The sequence below is a fragment of the Micromonospora peucetia genome (assembly GCF_900091625.1).
In the GTDB taxonomy this organism is placed as follows: Bacteria; Actinomycetota; Actinomycetes; order Mycobacteriales; family Micromonosporaceae; genus Micromonospora; species Micromonospora peucetia.
The window spans coordinates 3,361,021-3,383,927 of record NZ_FMIC01000002.1; the positions used below are offsets into that span (position 1 = coordinate 3,361,021).

General features: G+C 71.7%; 25 protein-coding genes and 1 tRNA gene. 15 read left to right on the plus strand and 11 right to left on the minus strand.

What is annotated here, in order from left to right; translation table 11 throughout:
- Position 1: 1 nt before the first annotated feature.
- From GA0070608_RS15755 to GA0070608_RS15785, 7 genes are all read left to right on the plus strand, one after another.
- Positions 2 to 1,027 carry an aspartate-semialdehyde dehydrogenase gene (locus tag GA0070608_RS15755; protein ID WP_091628675.1) on the plus strand — a complete coding sequence of 342 codons (1,026 nt, stop codon included), beginning with the start codon at positions 2 to 4 and terminating at the stop codon, positions 1,025 to 1,027.
- 121 nt (positions 1,028 to 1,148) lie between these two features.
- Positions 1,149 to 1,589 (plus strand): PPOX class F420-dependent oxidoreductase, encoded by a 441-nt coding sequence (locus GA0070608_RS15760; RefSeq protein WP_091628677.1) that lies wholly within the window; start codon positions 1,149 to 1,151, stop codon positions 1,587 to 1,589.
- A gap of 345 nt (positions 1,590 to 1,934) precedes the next feature.
- Entirely contained in the window at positions 1,935 to 2,351 is a 417-nt protein-coding gene (locus GA0070608_RS15765; RefSeq protein WP_091628679.1) for a CBS domain-containing protein, read from the plus strand.
- Positions 2,352 to 2,644: 293 nt separating this feature from the next.
- On the plus strand, positions 2,645 to 3,205 hold the full coding sequence (locus GA0070608_RS15770; protein ID WP_091628681.1) for a hypothetical protein: 561 nt from the start codon (positions 2,645 to 2,647) through the stop codon (positions 3,203 to 3,205).
- A gap of 137 nt (positions 3,206 to 3,342) precedes the next feature.
- Positions 3,343 to 3,720, plus strand: coding sequence for an SCP2 sterol-binding domain-containing protein (locus GA0070608_RS15775; protein WP_091635192.1), 378 nt, complete (start codon positions 3,343 to 3,345; stop codon positions 3,718 to 3,720).
- Positions 3,720 to 5,780 (plus strand): amylo-alpha-1,6-glucosidase, encoded by a 2,061-nt coding sequence (locus GA0070608_RS15780; protein WP_091628683.1) that lies wholly within the window; start codon positions 3,720 to 3,722, stop codon positions 5,778 to 5,780. The genes GA0070608_RS15775 and GA0070608_RS15780 overlap by 1 nt, the downstream gene beginning before the upstream one ends.
- Before the next feature lie 107 nt (positions 5,781 to 5,887).
- Positions 5,888 to 6,637: a lysophospholipid acyltransferase family protein gene (locus tag GA0070608_RS15785; RefSeq protein WP_091628685.1), complete on the plus strand. Its 750-nt coding sequence runs from the start codon at positions 5,888 to 5,890 to the stop codon at positions 6,635 to 6,637.
- A 274-nt stretch (positions 6,638 to 6,911) separates the two neighbouring features.
- Here the strand turns inward: GA0070608_RS15785 and GA0070608_RS15790 are convergent, their stop codons facing one another.
- The 5 genes from GA0070608_RS15790 to GA0070608_RS15810 form a co-directional block, all read right to left on the minus strand.
- Positions 6,912 to 7,637, minus strand: coding sequence for a hypothetical protein (locus tag GA0070608_RS15790; protein ID WP_091635197.1), 726 nt, complete (start codon positions 7,635 to 7,637; stop codon positions 6,912 to 6,914).
- A gap of 73 nt (positions 7,638 to 7,710) precedes the next feature.
- Complete coding sequence (locus tag GA0070608_RS15795) at positions 7,711 to 8,424, minus strand: response regulator (RefSeq protein ID WP_091628688.1); 714 nt, start codon at positions 8,422 to 8,424, stop codon at positions 7,711 to 7,713.
- Positions 8,397 to 9,539, minus strand: a complete 1,143-nt coding sequence (locus tag GA0070608_RS15800; protein ID WP_091628690.1) for a hypothetical protein — start codon at positions 9,537 to 9,539, stop codon at positions 8,397 to 8,399. The genes GA0070608_RS15795 and GA0070608_RS15800 overlap by 28 nt, the downstream gene beginning before the upstream one ends.
- Before the next feature lie 22 nt (positions 9,540 to 9,561).
- Positions 9,562 to 10,740: a sensor histidine kinase gene (locus GA0070608_RS15805; RefSeq protein WP_091628693.1), complete on the minus strand. Its 1,179-nt coding sequence runs from the start codon at positions 10,738 to 10,740 to the stop codon at positions 9,562 to 9,564.
- 142 nt (positions 10,741 to 10,882) lie between these two features.
- Entirely contained in the window at positions 10,883 to 11,767 is an 885-nt protein-coding gene (locus GA0070608_RS15810) for a septum formation family protein (protein ID WP_091628696.1), read from the minus strand.
- 244 nt (positions 11,768 to 12,011) lie between these two features.
- Between GA0070608_RS15810 and GA0070608_RS15815 the strand changes: the two genes are divergently transcribed.
- Positions 12,012 to 12,623: a hypothetical protein gene (locus tag GA0070608_RS15815; protein WP_091628698.1), complete on the plus strand. Its 612-nt coding sequence runs from the start codon at positions 12,012 to 12,014 to the stop codon at positions 12,621 to 12,623.
- 26 nt (positions 12,624 to 12,649) lie between these two features.
- On the opposite strand, the gene GA0070608_RS15820 is transcribed toward GA0070608_RS15815, so the two are convergent.
- Both GA0070608_RS15820 and GA0070608_RS15825 read right to left on the minus strand, forming a co-directional pair.
- Entirely contained in the window at positions 12,650 to 13,408 is a 759-nt protein-coding gene (locus GA0070608_RS15820; protein ID WP_245715803.1) for an aminoglycoside adenylyltransferase family protein, read from the minus strand.
- A 375-nt stretch (positions 13,409 to 13,783) separates the two neighbouring features.
- Positions 13,784 to 14,926 carry a trypsin-like serine peptidase gene (locus GA0070608_RS15825; protein WP_141719471.1) on the minus strand — a complete coding sequence of 381 codons (1,143 nt, stop codon included), beginning with the start codon at positions 14,924 to 14,926 and terminating at the stop codon, positions 13,784 to 13,786.
- Between the two features lie 92 nt (positions 14,927 to 15,018).
- Between GA0070608_RS15825 and GA0070608_RS32645 the strand changes: the two genes are divergently transcribed.
- Complete coding sequence (locus tag GA0070608_RS32645; RefSeq protein ID WP_176733732.1) at positions 15,019 to 15,330, plus strand: hypothetical protein; 312 nt, start codon at positions 15,019 to 15,021, stop codon at positions 15,328 to 15,330.
- 221 nt (positions 15,331 to 15,551) lie between these two features.
- Here the strand turns inward: GA0070608_RS32645 and GA0070608_RS15830 are convergent, their stop codons facing one another.
- The gene (locus tag GA0070608_RS15830) at positions 15,552 to 16,019 is read right to left on the minus strand and encodes an SRPBCC family protein (RefSeq protein WP_091628703.1); all 468 of its coding nucleotides are present in this window, start codon (positions 16,017 to 16,019) and stop codon (positions 15,552 to 15,554) included.
- A 548-nt stretch (positions 16,020 to 16,567) separates the two neighbouring features.
- Here GA0070608_RS15830 and GA0070608_RS15835 point away from each other — a divergent pair.
- The 4 genes from GA0070608_RS15835 to GA0070608_RS15850 all read left to right on the plus strand — a co-directional run bounded on the left by GA0070608_RS15835 (position 16,568) and on the right by GA0070608_RS15850 (position 18,375).
- The gene (locus GA0070608_RS15835) at positions 16,568 to 16,918 is read left to right on the plus strand and encodes an ArsR/SmtB family transcription factor (RefSeq protein ID WP_176733733.1); all 351 of its coding nucleotides are present in this window, start codon (positions 16,568 to 16,570) and stop codon (positions 16,916 to 16,918) included.
- Positions 16,918 to 17,376: an SRPBCC family protein gene (locus GA0070608_RS15840; RefSeq protein ID WP_091635210.1), complete on the plus strand. Its 459-nt coding sequence runs from the start codon at positions 16,918 to 16,920 to the stop codon at positions 17,374 to 17,376. Before GA0070608_RS15835 ends, GA0070608_RS15840 begins: the two co-directional genes overlap by 1 nt.
- Positions 17,373 to 17,714, plus strand: coding sequence for a hypothetical protein (locus GA0070608_RS15845; RefSeq protein WP_091628705.1), 342 nt, complete (start codon positions 17,373 to 17,375; stop codon positions 17,712 to 17,714). Before GA0070608_RS15840 ends, GA0070608_RS15845 begins: the two co-directional genes overlap by 4 nt.
- Before the next feature lie 142 nt (positions 17,715 to 17,856).
- The gene (locus GA0070608_RS15850; RefSeq protein WP_091628707.1) at positions 17,857 to 18,375 is read left to right on the plus strand and encodes a pyridoxamine 5'-phosphate oxidase family protein; all 519 of its coding nucleotides are present in this window, start codon (positions 17,857 to 17,859) and stop codon (positions 18,373 to 18,375) included.
- Between the two features lie 134 nt (positions 18,376 to 18,509).
- Here the strand turns inward: GA0070608_RS15850 and GA0070608_RS15855 are convergent.
- Positions 18,510 to 18,582: transfer RNA gene (locus GA0070608_RS15855), tRNA-Arg, on the minus strand.
- 165 nt (positions 18,583 to 18,747) lie between these two features.
- On the opposite strand from GA0070608_RS15855, the gene GA0070608_RS15860 reads away from it, so the two are divergent.
- Positions 18,748 to 19,449 carry a hypothetical protein gene (locus GA0070608_RS15860; RefSeq protein WP_091628709.1) on the plus strand — a complete coding sequence of 234 codons (702 nt, stop codon included), beginning with the start codon at positions 18,748 to 18,750 and terminating at the stop codon, positions 19,447 to 19,449.
- A gap of 54 nt (positions 19,450 to 19,503) precedes the next feature.
- Here GA0070608_RS15860 and GA0070608_RS15865 read toward each other — a convergent pair whose 3' ends face one another.
- Both GA0070608_RS15865 and GA0070608_RS15870 read right to left on the minus strand, forming a co-directional pair.
- Entirely contained in the window at positions 19,504 to 20,541 is a 1,038-nt protein-coding gene (locus tag GA0070608_RS15865) for an alpha/beta hydrolase (protein WP_091628711.1), read from the minus strand.
- A gap of 128 nt (positions 20,542 to 20,669) precedes the next feature.
- Positions 20,670 to 21,086 carry an HPF/RaiA family ribosome-associated protein gene (locus GA0070608_RS15870; RefSeq protein WP_091628715.1) on the minus strand — a complete coding sequence of 139 codons (417 nt, stop codon included), beginning with the start codon at positions 21,084 to 21,086 and terminating at the stop codon, positions 20,670 to 20,672.
- 378 nt (positions 21,087 to 21,464) lie between these two features.
- Here GA0070608_RS15870 and ssb point away from each other — a divergent pair, with 378 nt between their 5' ends.
- Complete coding sequence (gene ssb / locus GA0070608_RS15875; RefSeq protein WP_091628717.1) at positions 21,465 to 22,223, plus strand: single-stranded DNA-binding protein; 759 nt, start codon at positions 21,465 to 21,467, stop codon at positions 22,221 to 22,223.
- Positions 22,224 to 22,907 lie beyond the last annotated feature (684 nt).

Consider the following 22,907-nt stretch of genomic DNA (forward strand, 5'->3'; position numbering starts at 1 on the left):
CATGAGGATCGGCATTGTGGGGGCCACCGGCCAGGTCGGTGGCGTGATGCGGCAGGTGCTGGTGGAACGGGAGTTCCCGGCGGAGCAGGTGCGGTTGTTCGCCTCGGCGCGGTCGGCCGGGCGTACCCTGCCCTGGCGGGACGGCGAGGTGACCGTGGAGGACGCGGCCACCGCCGACTACTCCGGGCTCGACATCGTGCTCTTCTCCGCCGGCAAGAGCACCGCGAAGGAGCTCGCGCCACGGGTCGCCGCCACCGGCGCCGTCGTCATCGACAACTCCTCGGCGTTCCGCACCGACCCGGAGGTGCCGCTGGTCGTCGCCGAGGTCAACCCGCATGCCGCCGCCGTACGCCCCAAGGGGATCATCGCCAACCCGAACTGCACGACGATGGCCGCGATGCCGGTGCTGCGCCCGCTGCACGCCGAGGCGGAGCTGGTCAGCCTGGTCGTCTCGACGTACCAGGCGGTCTCCGGCGCCGGCCTGGCCGGCGTCGCCGAACTCGACGAGCAGGTCCGAAAGGTCGCCGAGCACGCCACCGGGCTCGCCTTCGACGGCGCGGCCGTGGAGTTCCCGGCCCCCCGCTCGTTCGCCCGGCCGATCGCGTTCAACGTGCTTCCGCTGGCCGGCTCGATCGTCGACGACGGCAGCTTCGAGACCGACGAGGAGCAGAAGCTGCGCAACGAGAGCCGCCGCATCCTGGAGATCCCCGGGCTGCGCGTCTCCGGCACCTGCGTCCGGGTGCCCGTTTTCACCGGGCACTCGCTCCAGATCAACGCCCGGTTCGCCCGGCCGATCACCCCGCAGCGGGCCCGTGAGCTGCTCGACGGCGCTCCCGGCGTGGTGCTCGCCGACGTGCCCACCCCGTTGCAGGCGGCCGGCCAGGACCCGACCTACGTCGGCCGGATCCGCGCCGACGAGACCGTCGAGCACGGCCTCGCCCTGTTCTGCGCCAACGACAACCTGCGCAAGGGTGCCGCGCTCAACGCGGTGCAGTTGGCGGAGCTGGTCGCCGCCGAGCGCCGCTGACCGACGCGCCTTCCCGGGCCTCCGCCGGTTTCGGCGGGGGCCCGTCGCGTCGGCGTAGGGCGCGGGCGGGCGTGGGCTGTGGTTCGATGGGAACGCCGTGACCGGTCGAGCGGAGGTTGCCGTGACGGACGACGAGACCCAGCGGGCGTTGACGGAACTGATCGCCGGCCACCGGCTGGGGGTGCTGGCCACGCTCAGGCGGGACGGACGCCCCCAACTGTCCACCGTCATCTACGCCTCCGACAGCGAGGCGGCACTCATCCGGGTCTCGGTGACCGACGGCCGGGCCAAGACCGCCAACCTGCGCCGGGACCCGCGCGCCTCCTTTCACGTCAGCAGCGCCGACGGCTGGGCGTACGCGGTCGCGGAGGCGCGCGCCGAGCTGACGCCGACGGCCACCGATCCGGACGACGCGACCGTGGCGGAACTGGTCGACCTCTATCGGGCGATCCAGGGTGAGCACCCGGACTGGGCCGACTACCGGCGGGCGATGGTCGCCGAGCGCCGCCTCGTGCTCCGGCTGCACGTCGAACGCCTCTACGGCGCCCCGCCACGCGCCTGACTCCAGGGGGTGCGGCCCTCTCCCGGACTTCAGTTCTAGGGAGAGGGCCGCACCCATTCTGCGTGGGGTCAGGCCGCCGGCAGGCTGGTGAACACCAGCGGCCCGGACGGTGCGGGAGCACCGCCGTTGGGGTAGCCCCAAACGCGCTGTTGCCCGCCGAGGTGCTGAGCCGGAAGCCCACCGTGTACGTCCCCGGCGGCAGGTCGCGGAAGTGCACCGGCAGCGACACGACGCCCGGATCACCGGCGCGGCGGCCAAGGCTGACCGGCCCGCCCTGGGGCGCGTCGCGTTACCCCGTCCGGTCGGCGGGTAGACGACCCGTGCCGACACCGAGAGGGGAGCACCATGACAACGGTCGGAGAGTTCATGACGACCCGGTTGGTGACGATGGACGGCAACGACACGCTGACCGCCGCGGCGCAGGAGATGCGCGACAGCGCCATCGGCGACGTGGTGGTGACTGATGGAGACAGGGTCATCGGCATCGTGACGGACCGGGACATTGCGGTCCGGGGCGTGGCGGAGAACATGGATCCGAACGCGACTCCGCTCAACCGGATCACCAGCAAGGACGTGATCACGGTCAGCCAGTACGACGACGCGGTGGCCGCCGCCGACCTGATGCGGACCTACGCCGTCCGCCGGCTGCCGGTGATCGACGACGGGCGGCTGATCGGCCTGGTCTCGATGGGCGATCTCGCCGTGGAGCGGGAACCGCAGTCGGTGCTCGCCGACATCAGCGCCGACGAACCCAACAACTGACCGTCTGCCGTGGCGCGCCGGCTTCCCGGGGTGGGAGCCGGCGTGGCGGCTTCAGTGAAGTGACCTGACCGACGTGCTCACTCCCCGGCGGCGGTGCTCGTCCGACGCGCTGACCAGGTGCGGACCGCCGGGGCTATGATCTTGCGATGCCAGCTCAACCCCCCGCACCAGGCCGGATTCCTCCGACCGGATGGCGACCCGTCCACGGAGGTCCCGCCGGGAACAACCCCGGCGGGGCGTCGCCAGTCCCCGTCCCGACGGCGGGAGCCTGGTCGGTCGGCAGGTCCGTCGGGATGACGCTGCTGCTGGTTCTGATGGGCGCCGTGTTCGTCGGGCTCAACACCGGCGTCGCGTACGTCGCCATCGGCACCAAGGTCGTCCCGATCATCACCGGGGTGATTCTCTGCCTGGTCTTCGTGATCGCCGTACGTCTGCTGCATCGGGCCGCGTGGCTGGCCTTCCTCGCGTTTGCTCCGGCCCTGTTCGTTCTCGTGGGGTCGGTGCAGTTCGCCCCGGAGGCGGCGCTGGAGCGCCGCGGCGTACGTCAGGAGGTGGCCATCGTCGACGTCGAGGTCACCGGCAAACGGCACGCCTTCACGCTCCAGGGCGCCGACGGTCGCCTCGACGAGCCGCTGGTCTATCAGGGCAGCAACCCGAGCTACCAGGTCGGCGACAGGCTCGCCGTGCTCACCGATCCGGACGGGAAGGTCGAAGTCGAAGCCGCCGACCGGGTCGACTCCAGCGGCATGCTGGGGATGCTGATTCTCGGCTGGGTCGGCTGGACCTTCATCGCGCTGCTCGCCGGATGGCGCGGCCACGTCCGTCGCCGGAAGGGCCGGTTCGACGACTGGTGATCCAGGGGCGCCGCCTCGAACGCGGCCAGCCCCGGCAGGCGAGACAGCTCCCGACTCACCCGATCCGGGTGAGGTTGGCCCCGTAACGGGCGGGGACCCCTGCTCCGGACGTTGACGACGGGGGAGGAGTGGACCCGATGGTGGACGCGACGACGAGGTTCTTCGAGGACCTCGACCGGCGGGAGTACGAGCCTCTGCTGGCGAAGTCCTCCGGCACCCTGCGCTGGGACCTGCACGAGGGTGCGCGGACGACGCACTGGCTGGTGCGGATCGACCACGGGCGGGTCCAGGTGAGCCAGGAGGACCAGGAGGCCGACGCGGTGGTCGGGACCAGCCCCAAACTCTTCGACGACCTCGCGACCGGTCGGGAGGACGGGATCGCGGCGCTGCTGCGGGGAGACATGACGGTGACGGGGGACCCCCGACTGGTGGTGCAGTTGGAGCGGCTCTTCCCCAGCCCGCCGGACTCCCGGGGCCCACGCCGGCGTTTCGAGGCCCACGGGGAGGTGCGGTGATGGCACAGAGCAACACGGTCCGGATCCTGGACGGCAGCACCTTCGTGGTGTCGGAGGACACCGGGGACATCGAGGCGACGCCGAGCGAGCCGACCGGGTTCTTCGCCCTGGACACCCGGTACCTGTCGACGTGGGTGCTGACGGTCAACGGGGAGCGGCTCAACCCGCTCTCGTACGACGATCTCCAGTACTACGAGGCCCGGTTCTTCCTGGTGCCGGGGATGGCGACGCACTACATCGACGCCAAGTTGTCGATCATCCGGGAGCGGACGGTGGGAAACAGCTTCCAGGAGCAGCTCACCATCCTCAACCACGACGAGAAGCCGGTAGACCTGGAGATCAGAATGGACGCGGCGGCCGACTTCGCCGATCTGTTCCAGATCAAGGACGAGATTCTCAACAAGAAGGGGGAGCTCTACACCGAGGTCGAGTCCGATCGGCTACGGCTGGGCTACCGGCGGGGCAACTTCATCCGGGAGACGACGATCTGCTCGTCCCCGCCGCCGCGGTACGACAGCAAGGGCTTCGCCTACTCGATCCATCTCGAACCCAACGAGCAGTGGGAAGCCCAGATCGACGTCACGACCGCGGCGCCTTCCATGGGTGGTCGGGACCTGCGGATGGCGCTGCGGGAGCAGACCGCGGATCGGCTGGCCCTCCAGCACGATCTGGAGGAGTGGGTCGCCAGGGCCCCCAAGGTGAACAGCCAGCATGGTCGGGTCGCCTCGACGTACCGGCGCAGCCTTATCGACCTGGCCGCGCTGCGCTTCTCGCCGCTCTCCCTCGGCGGCGCGTCGTTGCCGGCCGCCGGCCTGCCCTGGTTCATGACCATGTTCGGCCGGGACAGCATCCTGACCTGCCTCCAGACGCTGCCGTTCACGCCGGAGCTGTCGAAGACCACACTGCGGGTCCTGGCCTCGTTGCAGGGCTCGCGGTTCGACGACTTCCGGGACGAGGACCCGGGTCGGATCCTGCACGAGATGCGGTACGGCGAGACCGCCGCCTTCGAGGAACAGCCGCACTCGCCGTACTACGGGTCGGTGGACGCGACCCCACTGTTCCTGGTGCTGCTCGACGAGTACGAGAAGTGGAGCGGGGACACGGCGTTGGTCATGGAGTTGGAGCGGGAGTGCCGCGCCGCGCTGAAGTGGATCGACGACTACGCCGACCTGGTCGGCACCGGCTACATCTGGTACGAGCGGCGCAACACCGACACCGGCCTGGAGAACCAGTGCTGGAAGGACTCCTGGGACTCCATCTCCTACCGGGACGGCAAGCTGCCGCCGTTTCCCCGGGCCACCTGCGAGGTGCAGGGGTACGCGTACGACGCGAAGCTGCGGGCCGCCCGACTGGCCCGCGAGTTCTGGGGCGATCCGACGTTCGCCGACCGGTTGGAGCGGGAGGCGGCGGCGCTGAAGGAGCGCTTCAACCGGGACTTCTGGGTGGAGGACGGCGGATACTACGCGCTCGCCCTGGACCCGGACGGACGCCAGTGCGACGTGCTGAGCTCCAACATCGGTCACCTGCTCTGGAGTGGCATCGTCGACCACGACCGGGCTGAGAAGATCGCCGAGCACCTGATCGGGCCCCGGCTCTTCACCGGTTGGGGGGTGCGGACGCTGGCCGAGGGCGAGGTCCGCTACAACCCGATCGGCTACCACAACGGCACGATCTGGCCGTTCGACAACTCGTTCATCGCCTGGGGACTGCGCCGGTACGGCTTCGCCGAGGAGGCGGCGGTCATCGCCAGCGGCATCCTCGACGCGGCCACCTACTTCGAGGGCCGGCTGCCGGAGGCGTTCGGGGGCTATCCGCGCGAGCTGACCAAGTTCCCGGTGGAGTATCCGACGGCGTGCAGCCCGCAGGCCTGGTCCACCGGCACGCCGTTGCTGCTGCTGCGCACGATGCTCGGCCTGGAGCCGCACGAGGGACACCTGGCGGTGGAGCCCCGGCTGCCGATCGGGATGGGCCGGATCGAGGTGCTGGACATTCCGGGCCGGTGGGGTCGGGTCGACGCGTTCGCCCGAGGCCGCCTCGACCTGCACCGGCTGAGCGATTGACCGCTGGTCCCGTCCCCACGACCGCCGGCCCGTGCTTGTACCGGGCTGGCCGGTCGCGGGCGTGGCGGGCTGGGACGGGGTCCAGGCGGGCAGGGTAAGTTCGCGCCATGCCGGAACTCGTGTACCCGCCCGTGATCGCCGCCGCCAAGACGATGTTCCGGGTCCTCGACCTGAAGATCACCATTGAGGGCGCCCACCACATTCCGCGTACCGGCGGGGCGGTGCTGGCCAGCAACCACGTCAGCTATCTGGACTTCATCTTCTGCGGGCTGGGCGCGCAACCCGCGAAGCGGCTGGTGCGGTTCATGGCCAAGAAGTCCGTCTTCACGCACAAGGTGTCCGGCCCGCTGATGCGTGGGATGCGGCACATCCCGGTGGACCGGCGGGCGGGCGCCGGGTCGTACGCGACGGCGGTCAGCGCACTGAAGCGCGGCGAGGTGGTCGGCGTCTTCCCGGAGGCGACGATCAGCCGGTCGCTCACGGTCAAGGACCTCAAGAGCGGGACCACCCGGATGGCGTCCGAGGCCGGTGTGCCGGTGCTGCCGGTGGCGCTGTGGGGCACCCAGCGGCTCTGGACGAAGGGCCGGCCGCGCACCCTCACCCGCCGGCACACCCCGATCACCATCCTGGTGGGCGAGCCGATGCAGCCGGCCGACTATCCGGACGCCAACGCGATGACCGTCGACCTGAAGGTGCGGCTCACCGCGTTGGTCGACCGGGCACAGCGCGACTACCCCGACGCGCCCGCCGGCCCCGACGACGCTTGGTGGCTCCCGGCGCACCTGGGCGGCACCGCGCCAACGCTGGAGGAGGCCGCCGCCCTCGACGCCCCCGGCCGCCGAACCCCGACACCCTGACAAGGCACCCCTCCCCCTCCCCGCCCCGCCCCGCCCCGCCCCGCCCCGATTCCGCGATCTTGCACTTTTGGCCCCGGCATGCCACGCAAAACACGCAAAAGGTGGGCCGAAAGTGCAAGATCGCCGTGCGGAGAGGGACGCGCGGAGAGGGGCGCGCGGAGCGTGAGGGGGAGGGGCGTGCGGAGCGTGAGGGGGAGGGAGCGGGGCGGGGGGCGGCGCTGGGTATCTCAGCGGGTACGGGGCCACTGTGGAGGGGCCGCTCGTACCGTCGGCTTCATCGGTGTCCGGATGCTGCGCCGGCTGCGGGCCCGTGCCACCCACGGTCGAAGCGCCCCCGCCGGTAGTAGTCGTCCCTGGAGTGGAACTCCACCGGCAGGGACCCGGGCAGGGTGATCCGGGTTTCGCCGGCCCCCGGACCGGCCCCGGCCCGCACCGCCAGCACGTCCTGCTCGGGCGGCGACAGTTCCACCAGCTCAGGGTGGGTCAGCCGGAACCCGGCCACCGTCCGGCGCACCCGGCGGGTCAGCTCGGTGACCTCCCCGGCAGGCCCGGTGAGACCGAGGGCCGGTTGTTGGATGGTGCGCAGCGCGTCGCAGACCACCAGCAGGTGAACGTGCTCTCCCGGCCCGGCCGTCAGCAGTTCCAGTCGGGACGGCCACTGCCAGCGGATCTGGCCGCTGACCAGCCCCGGCAGCCGGACACCCCGACGGTGCCGCGCGCCGTCACCGGCCCTGCCGACCAGGGTGAGCTGCGGCCCGCCGCCGACGTACGCGATGCGCCGGTCGGTGACGGTGACCGTCACCGGTTCGGGCAGGGTCCACTGCTGCCGGGCCTCCGTCGGGCCGAGCAGGTGCCCCGACGCGTGCAGCCGGTGCCGGGTGAGCACCTGCTCGCCGGCCTCGACGATCAGCTCGTGCCGCCGGTCCAGCACCGGTGCCACGTCGTCGTCCGCGTCGAAGCGGTGCGGGGAGATGAAGAAGGGGGACGCGTCACCGTGCATCGTCATGACCTCCGCTGCCGACGGCCTCTCCGCACGAGCGTCGCCGATTCGCGACCGACTGTCATGACGCCCGTTAGGGGGTCGGCCGGTCGTAGGAAGCCTGTGACCGGTAGATGCCGATCTCCTCCGGTCGGACTAGGCCGTCCTCGATCGCCCGGGCGAGCAGTGCCGCCTTCGTGGCGGCCGGTCGCCCCGCCCGGGTGTACTTTATCCGCGCCCGGTCGACGTACTGCTTGACGGTGTGCTCGCTGATCCGCATCCGACGGGCCACCGATGCCTTCGACATCGACTGGAACCACAGCAGCAACGCTTCACGTTCCTTGTCGGACAGGGCGGGCCGGTCCGGCCGGGGGTCGCCCACGATCGCCCCGGCGAGCGCCGGCGGCACGTACGGGCGGTCGCTGGCGGCGGCCAGCACGGTGGCCACGCAGTGCTCCCGCCCCTCGTGCTTGGCCAGGAACGCGACCGCCCCAGCGTCCAGGGCGGCGAGCATCGTCTGCGGATCGGTGTGCTCCGAGTAGACCACCACCCGCCGGCCGGCCGCGCTCAGCTCGGCGAGCTTGTCCAGGGCCATCCGCCCGTGCAGCCGTAGGTCGAGCAGGAGCACATCGGCACCGGGGGCGGCCCGCAGCACGGCGTCCGGGTCGTCGCCGGTCGCCAGCACGATCAGCCGGGGCTCGGCGGAGAGCCAGACGCGTACGCCCTCGATGACGACCGGATGGTCGTCCACGATCGCCACGCCGACGTGCCGCCCGCCGGTCACCCCTGCCACCGGGTCTGCGCCCATCTGATCTCCCCGTCCCGCTCGTAGAGGTACTCCACCCGCCCGTCGTCGCCCAAGGGCCCGGCGCTGTCGGGACCGGCCCGGTCGGGCGTGACCAGACTGACCACCACCTCGTCGGGACCGGCGACCACCGTCAGCCGGGCCCAGCCCCGGGCGTCGGCCAGGGTCGCGGTGAGCGGGTCGGCCAGCCGGCGGCGCACCTCCACCGGCAGCGGCGGCGGGCTGCCGATCGTCACCAGGTCGATCGGCAGCCCGTTGCGCTCCGCCAGGTCGACGGCGGCCCGCAGCTCGTGCAGCAGCGGGTCGGGCACGTCGTCGGACTCGGCGATGAGCCGGCGCAGCCGGGCGGCGGCCAGCACGGCCCGCCGCTGCACGTCCGCGTCGGCCGGGTCGGCCCGCCCGTCGGCCAGCTCCGCGAGGACCTCCTCGGCGGCGCCGCTGGCCAGCGTGAGGCGGGCGCGCCGCTCCCGCCGGGCCCGTTCGGCGGCGTCCCGTTCGGCCTCCGCCGCGTGGGCCGCCGCCGCCGTGCCGGCCCGCTGCCGGGCCAGCCCTGCGATGGCCGTGCTGCCCACGAAGACCGCCACCGGCAGCGTCGAGGTGCCGTAGACGTACATCGCGTACCGGGCCAGGTCGGCGGGGGCGGTCGCGCCGTGGCCGAGCACCCCGGCCAGCGCGATCAGCGAGTGCGCGCCCAGCAGGGCGATCAGCCCGGACGCCCGCCGCCCCCAGACCGCCAGCACGAAGAACCAGCCGAGGGTGCCCCACACCCAGTTCCCGGCGGTGAAGAGCTGCTGCTCACCGGCTGCGGCGAAGACCACCGCATCGACCAGCAGCAGCAGCACGGCCACCGGCCAGGCCGGCAGCGGCGCGCCGCGCAGCAGCCGGAAGCCCGCCAGCACGCCGGTCGCCGCGACGAGCAGCCAGCCGGCGAGGACCACCGCCGGGGCCGCCAGCTCCGCCCGGGCGCCCAGCGCCGCAGGCAGCGCGATGGCCGCATGCCAGGCCAGCGCGATGACCACCGCCGCGATCCGGGCGCCGCGGTCGGAGGCGTCGGCCACTGCGGCGGCCGGGTCCGCCGGCGGCCGGCTTCCGTCAGGTGTACGCGCCGCGGGCAGCACCGTTGTCGGCGGGGTCGCCGTCTCAGTCGGCACCGGACCACTCCAACCGGATCCGGGTGCCGGCGCCGGGCCGGGAGTGGATCTCGACGTGCCCGCCGACCGTGGACATCCGGCCGCGTACCGACTCGCGCAGCCCGTACCGGTGCGTCGGAACGCCGGCCGGGTCGAAGCCGGGACCGTCGTCGGTGAGCTCGACCACGACGGTGTCGGCGACCCGGGCCAGCCGCAGCGCGGCGGTCGCGCCCGGCGCGTGCCGGACCACGTTGGACAGTGCGGCGTAGGCGCTCTCGGCGAGCGCCTCCGCGACCGGCGCCGGCACCGCACAGGCCGCCAGTTCGGTGGTGACCGGCAGCTCGGGCAGCCGGGCTCGCACCGCCCGCAGCCGCTCGTCCAACAGCACCGGTCCCTCGGCGGGAGCCGTCCGCGCGTCGGCCAGCGCGGTGAGGGTACGCAGGTCGGCGGCGCACCGTTCGCGCAGCGCGGCGGACGGGCCGGCCACCGCGCCCAGCCCGACCATGGTCAGCGTGGCCAGCGCCGTGTCGTGCAGGTCCCGGTTCTGCCGCCGTTCCGCCTCCCGGGCCCGCCGGGCGACCAGCGCCTCCCTTGTGAGCCGCTGGTGCGCGACGAACGTGTCGTCGGCCCGGCCGAGGCGCCGCCGCATGATGGCGGTCATCACCGCCGCGCAGGCCGTCTGCACCAGCAGCGTCGCGGCGTGCGCGGTGGCCTCGTCGGGGTGGCCGGCGGAGTGCGCGCCGGCCGCGTAGGCGGCGGTGACCAGCAGCCCTGCCGGGACCGACCAACGCGCCGGGGCGGTCGCCTGCGCGCTGATCACGGTGGTGCTCGCGAGGATCGCGATCCAGCTTCCCTCGCCGGGCAGCACCTCCGGGGCCACCAGCACCGGGATCGCCAGGCAGGTGGCGGTGGTCGCGGCCACGTCGCCGACCACCATCCAGCGATCGATGCCGCGCCGCAGCGCGCGGACGCCGTACCAGAGCGACCAGGCGGTCAGCGCCGCGATGGCCGGGAACAACAGGGCGGGCTCGACGGGCGGCGTGCGCACCGACAGGGCGACCACCGCGCCGACCAGGCCGCAGGTCAGCCGCAGCAGCGCCGGCATGCGGGTGAAGATGAGGGCGAACGCGCCACCGGCCGGGCTGTCCAGCGTGGTCGGCGACGTGCTCGGGGCGGCAACGGCCGGCATCGGGGGAGAGGCGTCCTTCTGCGACAACGACCCGGTCGGGTCCGTGCGGCGGAAATCGACGTTGGAGAATAGCATGGGTGGCGGCCCGCAATCACCCTCGGTACGTGCCGTGTCGCCGGTCGGTCAACCCGCCGTCCCCGTGTCAGTTGACCGGCAGGGCCTTCGTCCCACCACCGGCGATCGACCGGGTCAGCTTCTTCCCGCTGGACCAGTACCAGCAGCGGACCCCCCGGTCGCCGCGCGCCCACGCCTCTTCCGACGGGAACCGGTACGTGCTCCCCGTGCGGTACCGCAGCATGCGGTCGACCGGCACCTTCGCGTAGCGGGCGATGACCGACCGGCACTTCGTGTGGACGGCGTCCTCGTCCTTCGTCGCGTCCTCGTAGGACGCGTTTGGGGCCATCCAGACGCCGACGTACTCGTAGCGGTGGACCTTCGTGCACGGGACGGTCAGCAGGTGCCCCCACTCGCCCGCCTCGGCGCAGCCGTGCCTGAGCGGGGTGGACGCCCGCAGCGCGCCCCGGAGGCTGCCCGCCCGGTTGACGGCCGCGTCGCCGGTGTCGTCGAGCGGGTTGAGCTCGAACAGGTCGCACCGGTACCACCGACTGCCGCCCGCCCAGCCGGCCGGCGACGTGGGCGCCACCTGCACCGTCAACCGGCCGTCGCGCCAGTCGCCGCCGACGAACTCCTTGGCCTTGGCGTCGCACTCGGTGAACGCGGACCGCATCGCCGCCGACCCGACGCGCGGCGGGATCGGACGGGCGGCGAGGTCACCGGTGAACGTGCCGATGTGGAACGTCTCGACCAGGTGCGCCTTTGCACAGTCGACCGGCTGGTGGCTGGTGAGGTATGCGGTCGGCTCGGCGTTCACGTGGCACTCACCGGCCCGCGGCGCGAACTGGCGGGCCTCGGCCACCGGCCGCCAGTCGTCGGTCAGGTCCCCGTCCGTGCCGGGCGGGTTGCCGCACCCGCTCAGCGCCGTCGCGACCAACACGGCCGAAGCCGTGACGCCCAGCACGCGTCGCATGTGGTTCTCCCCGTTTCCCCGTGACAACCGGCGCAGCATATGGCACCTGGGGCGTCCCCGATGCCCGCTGTCGCCCGCCGCCGAAGTGGGAGCGCCCGCATCATGCGCAATACCGGACAGCGCGGCGATGGGCGGCGACGCGGGATCCGGCACGGCAGCGCACCCGTCGTCAGCGCACCGGAGATGTTGGCCGGCGGTGCTATTTTCACGCCATCGCCGCCTTCACAGCAGCCGGGAGCCCACCGTGAAGAAGAGGTACGTCGGCCTGCTGGCCGTCATCGTGGGGACGGCATTCCTCGCCGTCATCGGTACCCTGGGCGGCTGGTACCTGGCTGACGGCACCGCACCCGGACCGGCTGACCCCACGGCGTCCGGACCGGCCGCGCCCTCCGCCGCCGCTACCGGCGGAACCGGCAGCCCCTCGACCGGGTCCCGGACCTCCGGCCCCGCCTCATCGGAGTCACCGTCGAAGGAGCAGCCCGCGGCCCGGACGTACCAGATCGACCGGCTGGTCTACGACCAGGCGGGCCTGACCGTCAGGCTGGTCAGCGCCGAGGTCACCGGCGGCAAGCTGCGACTGAACCTGAGGTACCGCAACGGCTCGAAGGTCGCGTGGCCGGTGAGTTGCCCGACCGTCGAGGTCGACCGGATCTCCTCGGAGATCGTCCTGCCGGACGGTCGGAGTGTGCGTCCCGAGTCCACCTGGTGCGCCACGACGCGGGCCGGCGAGTCCTTCAGCATCGCGGCGGGCGAGCAGGTGGACAGCTGGGGTGCCTTCCCGGTGGCTCCGGAGGCCGGGTCGTCCTTCGAGCTGACCTGGTACGACTTCCCGAGTCTCGACGTGCGGCTCCGCTGACCGTCCCCGGCAGGATTCGAGCCCGCTTACCGTTGACGCAGCCGGTCGATCTCGGCGAGGACCCGGTCTGCGTGCGGGCGTACCTGGGCCCTCAGCTCGTCACTCCAGCTCTCCTCGGAGTATCGGCGGTTGAGGTACAGCTCCTTGGCGTGTTGCAGGACGGGGCGGTGCTCTGGTGGGAGTCGGGCCAGCGCCCAGTCCGCGGCAGCGTCCTTCGATCTGATCTGGCCGGTGGCGAGGGTGGTCCAGATACGGGCGAAGGTCAGCAGGACGTTGCGGGTGTCGTCGTCCAGGTCCTGGAGCAGGCCTGGGATGCCCGCCACGGTCGCACGAACCAGGTCCGTGTGCGGAACCGGATCGAGGACCCGCGCCGGTGGCGGACCGGTGAGGGAATGATCGCCGGCCAGCACCATCGTGATCAGCAGGGCCAGGTCCGGCATCGGTTCCGGCTGAGGCGGCCCGCTGGCCTCGAACTCGTGGCGTAGCCACTCGCCGTACAGGAAGTCGCAGCTCGGCGGGAAACGCCACGGGCGCACCTCCGACTGAACGACCACGGCGAGTTCAACGGGGCGAGCCTGGTTCGGGGAACCGGAGATTCTGAAGAGTCCCTCGAGGAGATCCCGCCGTTCCTGATCGTTCATGCACCGACGGGAGACGACGAGAACGTCCACGTCACTGGCCGGTTTGAGGCCGCCAAGCACCGAGGAGCCGTGCAGGTAGGTGCCGACGACCTCGGAACCCAGCACCTGGCCGACCAGCCCGACGATCTCCTGAATCTGATCCACCGTGCCAGTGTCGGCCATCGTGCGGATGGAGTGCATCGACGTTTTCAGTCAGCGCGGCCTGCACTCCGCTGCCGCTCCGCTCTGGCACGTGCGACACGCCCTGCGGCTGGTGCGAACCACGGGAGTTTCACGGGCCGCCGCGGCACGACAGCCCTTGAGTGGGGAGGTGCTGGGCCGGTTCGCCCAGCAGGCCGGCCCGCGCGGCGTAGGGGAGCGCACGCCGGTCACGCCGGCGAGGTGGGAGACGTCGGCGTATCGGGGGGATTCGTCCGCCCCTTGGGGGCAGAGTCGGACGGGGGATGCCCGGCCGGCCGGTCCGACCGGGCATCCTACTTCCGGGCTGAGCGCCATTTCGGCGGCGGTGCTCCGGTCAGATCATGAGGCGGGAGTGTAGTCCTTCACCTCGTTGTAGAAAGCGCTCGTGCTCAACCCGTAGTAGGGCGAGAACATGAATCCCTTCGCGTTGTCCACCATGAAGCTGTTGTGCCCGTTCACCAGGCCGGATTCGCCGTTGAAGCCAGACAGCCAGTAGCCGCCCGAGGATCCGCCGTTCATCTGGTTCTGCATGAAGATGATGCTGGCTCCAGCGTCGAATGAATGACTGTCGGCCCGCCACAGAAGTTCCCCGTTGAACGGCGCGTCGGCCGGGTATCCGAAAGCGGTGACAGCCGGATAATAGGGCAGGCTGAAGGCGATGCCCTGCGCGCCCACCACATTTTGGATCAGCTTGTCAGCGCGGAATTGCATGATCGCTGCACCCACGTCACTGTGCTGCGTTTTGTGGTCGACCCAGGCGCGATCGGCGAACAAGGCAGTGGCGTACCAGATGCCGTAGGGGGCGACAGGGTTCCCGGAAGAAAGCAGGGTGTAGTTCGGTACGAAGATCCAGTTGCGAGCCCAGGCACCACCACTGCCACCACCGTGCACGCAGTGGCCGGCGGTCCACACCAGCGCCTTGCCGGGGCTGGTCACCACCCCGGCCGAGCAGACCGCGTCCTGCCCGCCCATGGTGAAGAAGACCTTGCCCATTGTCCGGGCCACCTTGTGACCCGTCGGGTAGTCGGGCCGGTAGGTGTTGGGGCCGGTGACCGGAGGTGGCTCGATGGGCGGGATGGCGTTGGGGGCCACGACATCGTTCACGGTGGTCGTGGCGGCCTCCGCCAGGGGTTCGACCGTCGGGGCGGCCGGTGGAACGATGACAGGCTTCTGGGCGCGATCGATCCCGGTCCCGGCCCGGAGGGGGGTGGGCTTCACGGTCTCACGCAGCACCGTCTCCATCGGGCGGGCGTTGCGCATCCGCTCCGGAGTCCAGTACTCGGTCAGTACCCGGTTGCGGGCGGCAGGGTCGGTACCCTTGGCCTTGCGGGCCACATCGGGGCTGAGCTGGGCCGGAGCGCTGGCCGCCGATCCCGTCTGCGCCGACGAGGGGTCAGCCGCGCCTGCCGGCCCCGCCGCCGAGGCCACGGCCACAGAGAACGCTGTGATCACGATGAGACCGCGGCGCAAATTTTGGAGCATGCTACCTCCGGGTGCGAGAAATGATGATCCAAAACTAGGCCACCGGATGCCGCCGAACTGTCGCCCGCCGGACTATTGATCATCGGGATTCAGTGGACATCGACAAGCATGATGTGCGGTTGTTGGCGTCGAATCCGATTACATGGGAGAAAACGTCCTTTATGGGTGCGGGTTTCCGTCGGCGCCCGAACAAAATTGTCATGAAGGCGACATCCCTGGTTTCAGGCTGGCCAGGTGGAACCCGTGAGCACGTACGCGTCCACAAGCACCTTGCCGGCAATCCACAGGTTCACGTCACTGGCGGTCTGGGCGGTGGCAACGAGCATGGCTGCGGAAGCCATCCCGGACAGAGCTTGCAATCGAAGTGTCAGGCGGCATTTGGCAGGCACGCTGGCGGGCCGTGAACACACCCCACCTCGTCGCTCCCGTCCGTGCCGGAGCCCTCGTCGAACGCGACCCCTCGTCGAACGCCCCGAAGCCCAGGCAGCCTGAACGACCTCACCAGTTCCACTGATCCTGGCAACTGGTCCGCCATCATCCGATGGGACTCGTGATGACGGGGGTGCGAATGCTCGACCCGCTCCCTCGACGGCGTGGCCGGACCCGAGGCCCAACCCGACCCGAGTCAGTCAGCCGCCTCGACGTACGACGCCAGATTGGCCAGCGAGGAGGCGATCCCGGCCTCGTGGACCGCTTGGTCGATGCCGGGTGGCACGTCCGTGGCGGTAACGGTCACCTCGGTCCCCGTACCGGTGGGAGCGAAGTGCCAGGTCATCGTCATGGTGCCCGCGTACGACGGATCGTCAGCCTCGAACACGGCCCGCTGCACCACGCGCTCCGGTGGCACCAGGTCGGCAAACCCCACGTCGACGACATCCGTCGCAGCTGACGTCTTGCCGGGGCTGCCGGCGGAGTCGAGGTACGTGAGGACCATCCGGAACCCGCCACCGGGCCGAGGATCCCACCGCTCGATTCGCCCGCGCATGCCGTCCGGTGCCAGCCAGGCCTCAAGCGACTCCCGGTCGAGCAGGGCGCCGTAGACGGTCGCCGGTGGTGCCGCGATCACCCGGCTGGCGCGGTCGGTTCTTACCATGGCCCGATTCTAGGACTGAGCACACCGGCGGCCAGGTCGAGATGGTGCCAGCACAGCGCACACAGCTCCCGCGTCGGACGCCGGTGTCATGGCGAGCCATGCCAGCGACGGTCCACAGGGGTGTCTATCTGTCCTGGTAGGCACCCCTATGGCTGCCGATAGGTGCTTAGTGGTGCCGCCCAATCCCCAGGCGGTCCGGGCTCACATCGGGCTCACCCGCCGCCTTCAAAGAGCGCAGACGCCTCTGGGCAACGTTGCAGCCGGCAGCAGGTAACCACCGCTTCATCGAAGCGGGGGAACTCAAACGCTCCGCGCCCGGCCTCGTTGCGCTCCTTGGGGTGCCGGTAAGAACGTCGCCAGCCGCAAACGAGGAGTGCAGCGTCCGTCGACGGGTGGCGGGGGCGTTCGGCGATGTGCCGGGCGACCGAGTCGACGCCGGGGCGGGCGGACCGGCCGGAGCGTGACGGGAGCAGGGCGGGCGGCAGCACCGAGTCATTGGTTAAGGAAGCACTTGACTATAGAGGTGCACTGCCCGCACAGTTAAGAACATGCCTAACTATGGCGGATCGCTGGACCGGGTCTTCCAGGCGCTCACGGATGGGACCCGCCGGGTGATGGTGGAGCGCCTGATCCGCGGGCCGGCGTCGGTCAGCGAACTGGCCGGGCCACTGGAGATGTCGCTACCGGCGGTCATGCAGCACGTCCAGGTGCTGGAAGCCTGCGGGCTGGTCAGATCCGAGAAGATCGGCCGCGTCCGCACCTGCCGCATCGAGCCGGACGTGCTGCGGGCGGCCGAGGACTGGCTTGCCGAACAGCGCACCTCCTGGGAACGGCGCCTGGACCGACTCGGCGACCACCTGCTCGATGACCCCGGCACACCGGAGCAAGGGAACTTGTGATGATCGACCGTTCTGTCACGCACGCCACGTTCACCCTCGAACGTCTCTACCTGGCCCGGGCGGCCCGGGTCTTCGCCGCCTGGGCCGACCCGAAGGTGAAGGCCCGGTGGTTCTCCACGCCCGACGCCGACCACGAGCTGGACTTCCGGATCGGGGGCCGGGAGGTCAACCGCAGCCGCCCGGACAGCGGCCCATCGTTGACCTTCGAGTCGTTGTACCGCGACATCGTCCCGGACGAGCGCATCGTCTACAGCTCTGTGCTGCACGTGGGGGAGGACCTCGCGGCGGCGTCGCTGACGACCGTGGTGTTCTGCCCGGCCGAGGGGGGCACGCGACTGGTCCTCACCGAGCAGGGCACCTTCCTCGATGGCCGTGAGGAGCCCTCCTGGCGGGAGTTCGGCACCGGCGACTGGCTCGACGCGCTGGGCGTCGCGCTGGGTGCGGGAGGGCCCGGGTGAGCCTGCGGCCGTCCCCCTCGAAGTGGTGGGTGCTGGTGTTGCTGGGCGGAGCGTTCTTCATGACCATGCTGGACGGCGCCAGCCTTCTGACCATTGCCCTGCTGGTCTTCGGAGCGGGCATGGGCACCGCCACCGTCTGTGCACAGATCGCCGCGTTCACCGGTGTCGCCGAACGGGACTCCGGGCTGGCCGCCGGGCTCGCCAATACCTGCTTCGCCGTCGGCACCGCCCTCGGGGTGGCCATCGCGGCAGCGTTGTCGCCGCGCACGCACCCACGCCTGGGACCGCCGCGCCGCAGACGCTGGTTCCCGGTCAGCAGGCCGCGTTCGGCGTGGTAGGCCTCGTCGCGGCACTGGGCGTGGTCATCGCTCTGACCCTGCTCGGCAAACGATCGGCACCCGTCACCAAGGAGACCGCGGTGCCTCCCGTTGACCAGATCGTGTCCGACCGCACTCCCATCTGATTCATCGAGGAGTTTCCATGCCTGGCCGTGACCCAGTTGCCGAGCTCGGCCCCTTCAGCGATTCGGGCGCCGACGCGACCCCCTGGCCGACCGTACTGCGTGAGCTCCAGCAGGCGCGACTGTTCTGGCTGTCCACCGTTCGCCCCGATGGTCGGCCCCACGTGACACCGTTGTTGGCCGTCTGGACCGGCGGCGCCCTGTACTTCGCCACCGGCGACCAGGAGCGCAAGACGCGTAACCTCCACGGCAACCGCCACTGCGTCATGACCACCGGCACGAACGTCCTGGACGGTCTCGACATCACCATCGAGGGACGTGCCGAGTTGGTGCGCGACCCGGCTGAACGCGGCACCACCGCCGACGCCTACGAGGGAAAGTACGGCGACCTGCTGACGAGCCCGGACGGCACCTGGCACGGCCTCGGTGACACGATCCGCTCCGGCGAGGTCCTGCTGTACCGCGTCGACCCGGAGACCGGATTCGCCTTCGGAAAGGGCGAGGCGTACAGCCAGACCCGCTACCGCTTCCCGCACTGACCGTCGGATTCCACGGACTCCGCGCCGCCGGGCTGGAGCCCGGCGAACAGGCCATGATCGTTCTCAGCGCCAACGGCTGTACCGATGTCCATACCGACGCCAATTGCAGCCGATGCGGTCGAGAGTAGTACCTGTGCGCCCGGCAGGATTCGAACCTGCGGCCTTGGGATTAGAAGTCCCCTGCTCTATCCGCTGAGCTACGGGCGCGCGCGTGCGTGTCGCGCGAGAAGGGTACCGCCGGCCACCGGGTGACCGGTGGAACGGGTGGTCGCGTTCCACGTCGCGGATCAGGGTCGCACGCGCCCCCGACGCCGGTCATCCGGGTTCCGCCGTCCGCGCGGCCCGAACAGCGGCGGGTCGTACCCTCGGCTGGTGCTGCTTGACCCGGACACCGAGAACGACGTCGCCTCCGAACTGTGCCAGCTCCTCGGCCGCGCGATCCTGCCCATCCGCCGGACCGACGCCGGGGTGGGGGACGGCGACCAGGGCGAGGGCACCGCGTTCCTCTTCACCGGGCAGGGGCGGGAGTATCTGCTGACCGCCGACTCCCTCACCGTCGCCGGGGCGGGGGAGATCGGGCTGCGGGCGAGCGTGACCGAGCCGGCCGGGGTGGCCGCCGATGCCGTGGCCCTGCCCGACTTCGCCGCCGGGTGGCGGCACCACGAGGATCTCGGTGTCGCCGTCATGCCCACCGTCGGCCTGCACGAGCACGCCGACGGGGAGGGCTGGCGGTGGCGTACCCAACAGGTGCCGGACGGAATCGCGGCCGACCGGGATTCGATCACCCGGATGGGCACGGAGCCGGGCTCCGCCGTCGTGCTCGCCCACGGCGTCGGCGTGGGCGGCAGCCGCCCGCTGGAGGTGGCGATCGAGCGGGTGGCGCGGGTGGACGACGCCGTCCGGCTGATGGCGGAGCTGCCGGCCGGCTATGTCGGCGCGCCGGTGTTCGGGGTGCGGGCCGGCGGTGACGGCGAGGTGGGGCTGCGGTGCCTGGGGCTGGTGCTGCCGGCCCGCGACGGCGGCCACCCGCTGGCCACCTTCGACCGCATCCGGGAGGCCGTCGTCGGGTCGTGAGGCCGGCGACGCTGCATGCGGCCAGCGACGCGACGCGGAGCCGACTGCGGGCGCTCAGCCACCCTGCGCGGGGTAGTTCGCCGGGCCGGCCTCGTCCGCCGGCTGCCGGCTCGCCGGTGGGCGCTCCCCGACGCGGACCGTCGGCCCGGCGTCGAAGAACGCGTCGGCCCAGCGTCCGACCTCCTCGAAGACCTTTTCGCGTACGGCGGGGCCGGAGAGCGTGAGGTCGTGCATGCCACCGTCGAAGCGCGCCAGGGTGACGTGCCGGCCGAGGCGGGGCGCCCAGCGGACCATGTGCTCGACGTCCAGGACGGCGTCGGCGAGGGCGGCCGACTCGTGCCACTTCTTGCCCTTGAACGAGCGGGTCGAGCAGGCGAGCAGCACCGGCACCTGGATGTCCAGGCCGGCGCGGAGCTGCCGCTGGGCGGTGCGGACGGCGTTCAGCCAGCCGGCCCGGACGGGGAACCCGGCGAGCGGCTTCCACGTCAGGTCGTAGTTCCACTCGCCGTGGTGCTCGGCGTGGAGGCTCTCGCTGTAGACCGTGCCGAGCCCGAACGGCAGGACCCGGCGCGGCGCCCGGCGGGCCAGCCGGCCAACGGCCGCCGCGAGGGGCCGGCGCACCAGCCACGGGGCGTTGATGTCGAAGAACGGGCTGTTCAGGAAGAGCCCGTCGATGACCCCGGCGTCGCGACGGGCGTGCGCCCAGAGCGGCATGATCAGGCCGCCGGTGGAGTGGCCCATCGCGAGTAGCGTGTCGTGCCCGTCGTCCGCACGGATGATCTTCGCGGCGGCGTCCAGCTCGGGGAAGTGGTCGCTGAGGTCACGGCAGAAGTTCGGTGTCTGGTGGGGCAGCAGGCTGCGGCCGTACTTGCGCAGGTCGAGGGCGTAGAAGTCCCAGCCCCGCTCGGCGAAGAAGTCGCCGAGGTGGCCCTGGAAGAAGTAGTCGGTGAAGCCGTGCGTGTAGAGCACCGCCCGACCCGTCGGGCGGTCGGCCCGGCGACGGACCAGGGTGGCGACCACCGGGCCCTCGTCGTCGGTGCCCAGGTCGATCGTCTGCCGCTCGTACGGCGGGCCCAGCACGTCCGGTTCCACGACTGCGACGGTACGCCGGGAAGCTACCGGACGGTAGCCCAACGCCCGGCCTGTCCGCGCCCGGCCTGTCCGCGCCCGGCGCGGCCCCGTCCGCCCGCACCCGGCGGACGGGGCCTCGGGTGTACGCCTCAGACGGTTTCGGCCTCGGCGCGCGTCGGGTCCGTGTCGGGCTCGGCCTCGGCGACCGGCTGGGGGACGTCGCGCAGGTGCTTGTTGTGCCGCGGCTCCTGCTTCGTCTTCGAGTCGTTCAGCTTCCGCCGCAGGTCGTCGCGGACGTCGTTGAGCGCGGCGTGCAGGTCCTCCTCGGCGGAGGTGGTGACGATCTTCTGGCGGCCGGCGATCCAGCACTCCAGGGTGACCTTCTGGCCCTTGGCCTCGCGGTCCTTGACCATCACCTCAAGCTCGGTGGCGTCGGCATGGAAGCTGGCCAACCGGGCGTCGAGCGTGGCGAACTGCTCCGCGATCCAGTTCCGGTCGCCCTGGGAGAACCCCGCGCCGACCCGCAGGCACTCCGCCACGGTGGCCGGGTTCGCGACGGCGCTCATCGCCGCACCTGGCCGGAGACGATGGCGGTTGCGGTGCTGGTCATCTTCATGATCGCTGACCTCTCGTTCGTCGTGCTGTCGGCGGTGCGGTTGATCGAATCCATACCCCGCCGCGCTCCGTCCGGAACGTGACGTGTCACCCGGCCCGTCGGCCGGCGCCGCCGGAAGCTCCGCCGGCCTCCCGATCATCGAGCCGATCGTGCGGGATCCCCAGGGCCACCCGGCCCTAGCACACCGGGACCTTGATCAGGTCTTTGTCCACAGGCGGCCCGGTTGTCCACAGGCCGGCGTACGGCGCTGGCGGTGCTCGCGCCGAAGGCTCAGGCTCGGCACCGAGTCGACTCGCGATGACAAGCCCGATCTCCCCCTGGAGGGACGATGTTCGACACCTACGTCACGATCGTGGGCAACGTGCTGACCGCGCCGGAATGGCGTCGTACCACCCAGAGCGGCACCCTGGTGGCCAACTTCAAGGTCGCCTCGACCGCCCGCCGACTCGACCGCGACAGCGGTCGCTGGGTCGACGGCAACAGCCTGCGCGTCCGGGTCAACTGTTGGCGCAAGCTCGCCGAGGGGGTGGCGTCCTCGGTGATGGTCGGCGACCCCGTGGTGGTCTGCGGCCGGCTCTACACCCGCGACTGGACCGACGACGCCGGCAACCACCGCACGCTCTACGAGTTGGAGGCGGTCGCCGTCGGTCACGACCTGGCCCGGGGCCGCAGCCGGTTCCAGCGCAACCGGCCGACGATGACGACCAGCACGGTCGAGGACATCGAGGCCGAGCACCGCGTGCACGGTGAGGCGACCGAGCCGGTCCCCGACGGGGACGCCCCTGCCCTGCCGGACCGCCGACCGCTCGACGACGAGTTCGAGCCCGACTTCGACGCGTACCCCGCCGGGCGTGGCCTGCCGGCCGCCGTCGACGGGTCGCTCGACCCCTTTGACGATCCGATGGACGACGCCCACGGCGAGGAGCCCGACGTCCCGGAGCCGCAGACCGACGGCCCGACGCCGATGTCCGGCCCGTCGGAGGTGCGGGCGGGGGAGCCGGGCTTGTCGTCCGAGGAGTCCGAGGCGGGCGTCTCGCAAGCCGGCCGTGGCCGCCGGGGCCGGGGGCGGGTGCCGCAGCCCGCGTGACCACCGGGCCGGGGGCGAGTGCCGCAGCCCCCCAGGCCCACCGGGTACGGGCGACACGACGGGGGCGGGGTGGCGGCGGCCGTGCCGTCGTCACCCCGCGTGTCTCCCACGGTGCTCCGGCGGGCGGCGCTTCTGTGGGCGGTGCTTCGGTGGAGGGTGCTTCTGTGGGCGGTGCTTCGGCGGGCGGTGCTTCGGTGGAGGGTGCTTTGGTGGGGGACTCCGGCGGGCGGCGCTTCTGTGGGGTGGCGATCGGATCGCCCCACCGGTACAGGGGCGCCGGCGGACTGGCCTGAGGGCGCGGCCCGACCGCGGCTTTGGCATGCGTGATCGTTTGCACGTCGACCGGGCATCCGCCGACATTTTGTCCGGCCCGACGTCAGACGATCACGGGCGTCGTGGGCCTGCGGGTGCCGGCGTCCGGCCGCCCCGCCCGTTTGGTCGTCGCTCGGTCCCGCCCGCTGTTTGGTTGGTTGCTCCGCCCGCCCGCCCGCCCGCCCCTGCTCCGCCCGCCCGCCCGCCCCTGCTCCGCCCGCCCGCCCCTGCTCCGCCCGCCCGCCCGCCCGCCCCTGCTCCGCCCGCCCGCCCGCCCCTGCTCCGCCCGCTCTGCTCCGCCCGCCCTGCTCCGCCCGCCCTGCGCCGCCCGCCCTGCGCCGCCCGCCCTGCGCCGCCCGCCCCTGCTCCGCC